We start from the raw sequence: 2,616 nt of genomic DNA on the forward strand, positions 1-2,616 counted from the left end.
TCGCCAGGTCGGTCAAGCAGTAGTCCGCCTCGGAAAATTAGGTCCCAGCCGGGGCAGATCTACAGTTTTTATATAACCATTAGGAGCTGCGTTCTATGGATAAATTCGGGGTCCTTCCTTCGCCGACTGATGCAAAGTTGAGCGAGCCTGGCAGCGGCGGCTTTCCGCCCCGGGGTGTTGAGTCTGGCTTTCCTCAGGGCAACCTCACGTCAACACCTTGGGGAGGGTGGTGGCATGAAGAATCGGCACGCGCATGAAGTTGTGAGGAGGTCCGGGCTTACCGGCTGGGGGAGCTCCGCTGTCGGTGATGGAGAGCTTGGGAGGGCCAAATGGGGGTGGACAATGAGGCACACTTCGAGCTGCGGATCCGGTCATACAGGGGTCGCATCGGGCCGAATTCCGCATACCGGGGGAGTCATGAGGGGCGCCAAACGTGACCGGTCGTCTAGTCAGCCAAGGGGTGAGCACCCAGTAGAGCGCGTGTGCATTCAAGCGCTAATTCTTGCTGTCCCTTTTGAACCGGCGGCTCGTCTCCGACACCTGTAATCCCTGGTGTTGGCCTATTCGTCGGATTCGAGTTCTGGCTGGGGTTCTAGGGTAGTGACTGCGTCGAGGGCGTCGTCGACAACGATCAGGTAGTTCTCGCGCCCTGCGGCGAGGGGGATGGAGTGGTCGCCGTATTTGTCGTAAGCGAGGTCGACGGCTTCGGCGGCGTTGGTGATGTTGAGTCGGCGCAGGAGCCGGGCGATGTCGAGCGTGTCTTTGTCGCGTTCGGCAGCTATTTTCATGGCCAGGAGCGTTTCGGTGTCTGCGGCCTGGATGGTGAGTCCGTCGAGCTGTTCAAGGGCGACCCAGGTGGCGTTGTCAGGGACGAAGGCTGAGGCGTTGGTGTTGAGCCAGTCGGGCCCGAGGTCGTAGTCAGCGGCCATTTCCATGACCATGGCGTGGATAGTCGTTGGGGCGGCGTAGCTGGCATCGATGTCGGCGGTGGGTCGGTTGCCGATGCCCTGAAGGATGAGGGCGGCACCGCCGACGAGTTTGACGTCGCCATGGGCGCCAGCTGCCTGCAGGCGGCGACCGAGTTCGTGGAGGAGTGCCCTGATTTGTGTGGCGGTGAGTTCTCCGCCGGTCATGCGGTGGCCAGACTGCGTTCGCGGATGAAGACGTTCAAGGCGGCGAGTTCTTTGGGTGTTTCGGACATGGTGAGTTTCTTCATCGGTTCTCGGATTGTGCGGTAGGACTGGGCTGGCATCCACGCCGCTTCAAGGGGTTTGATCCGTCGCGTCCAGGATGGCGCTGGTTGGCCGAGGCGGTGTGCGGTGTAGTTGGTGATTCCGGCCAGGGCCGCTGACCAGTGCGGGTCTTTGAGGCGGGGGCTGCGCTGGAGCAGCGGCATGCCGGAGGTCAGGGATGCGGTGGCGTAGTCGGCGAGCATTTTGATCGCGAACTCAAAGTCCCGTTCGTTGATGAGGCTCCTGAAAGTCGTGGCGTAGTCGCGCCGTGCAGGGTCGAAGTCTCTGCCGCGGGGGATGGGATCCGTGGCGGCCAAGGTCAGGCCGAGGGCGGCCATGACGGCGAGGGTTTTGCCGAGTTCCGCGCGGTCGTGGCCGGCTTCCAGATCGATGAGGAACTTCCGTGACACTCCGGCCATGTCGGCAAGGGTTTGCTGGGACAGTCCGCGGGCTGTGCGGCGGGACCGGATGATGGCGCCGGCTGCAGCCGGGGTCTCGATGGTGTTTTCCAGTGTCATGGCATCCCTTCCACGGTTTCATTATGTCACCGAATGGTGTCATATGCATATGAAAGCGGGAGTCTGGCCAGTTGACTCGAGCAAGGATGCAAGCACCCATAGAGGTTTTTGATCGGTCATGTGAGTCTCGCCCGAGCGTATATGAGATTGCCGAAGGGAGGTGCAGACGCTGTGGATAGATTGGACTCCGGCGTAGTGAAGCCCGAGCCAGGGTGCAGTGACAAGTTCACCATCCCCGCGAGGGTCATCGTTTGCCGGGGCGGAGAACGTTGCTGCGCTGGTCTGAGCGGCCCGCGGATCTGGCGCCTGGATGTTCCTGGTCATGCCGTCTCCTTAGCGGACGGTGAAACACGTCCGCGGGCTCGACTGGCTTCTCGGCCTTTCTGGTAGCTACTGGCGTGTGGGCGGCGGGGCGGTGGTTCGTTGCGATGGTCGACGATCCGGGTGACCGTCATTACCGCCCCGCCGCGGTCTGTGGTGACGTCTGGGTCTCTGGGCTGACACGGTGGGCGTAGATCCGGGGGTCCACGCGCCAGATGGCGATGCCGTCATTGCGATGAATCAGGACGCGGCCGAGCCCCTTGGTCAGGTGGATCCATATGGTGCTGGCATCCTCGGTTGTCTCGTCCACGTATCCACTGCCCAGGACCTCGGAACCGCTCCGCAACTCAACGAGCTCATTCCGCCATAGGTATTTCCATTGCCTGATCAGCAGGGGTTCACGTCCCCGCTGCGGCGTGCTTCCGGCCGTGATCGGTGAAAGCTTCCAGTCGGAGGGCCCGGTAGCTGCGGGGCGCGGCCGGGCTGGGGTCCACGCGGGGGCGTTCTTATCCTGTTTCATGGTGACCGTCACTTCGATCCTGGAA

Annotated in this window: 2 protein-coding genes and 1 pseudogene; all 3 read right to left on the minus strand. The window is 62.2% G+C overall.

Annotated features, from left to right (window positions below):
* Positions 1–560: 560 nt before the first annotated feature.
* Complete coding sequence (locus DBR22_RS24125) at positions 561–1,133, minus strand: DUF6036 family nucleotidyltransferase (RefSeq protein WP_219928110.1); 573 nt, start codon at positions 1,131–1,133, stop codon at positions 561–563.
* Positions 1,130–1,750: a helix-turn-helix transcriptional regulator gene (locus DBR22_RS11525; protein ID WP_108599129.1), complete on the minus strand. Its 621-nt coding sequence runs from the start codon at positions 1,748–1,750 to the stop codon at positions 1,130–1,132. The genes DBR22_RS24125 and DBR22_RS11525 overlap by 4 nt, the downstream gene beginning before the upstream one ends.
* A 454-nt stretch (positions 1,751–2,204) precedes the next feature.
* Positions 2,205–2,616 (minus strand): annotated as a pseudogene (locus DBR22_RS11530) (hypothetical protein); the annotation flags it as partial.

This window comes from Arthrobacter sp. HMWF013, assembly GCF_003061105.1.
Taxonomy (GTDB): domain Bacteria; phylum Actinomycetota; class Actinomycetes; order Actinomycetales; family Micrococcaceae; genus Arthrobacter.

Bases quoted from the DNA above. Each gene is read 5' to 3' on its own strand.
- DBR22_RS24125 (WP_219928110.1), bottom strand. From the start codon at position 1,133: ATGACCGGCGGAGAACTCACCGCCACACAAATCAGGGCACTCCTCCAC.
- DBR22_RS11525 (WP_108599129.1), bottom strand. From the start codon at position 1,750: ATGACACTGGAAAACACCATCGAGACCCCGGCTGCAGCCGGCGCCATC.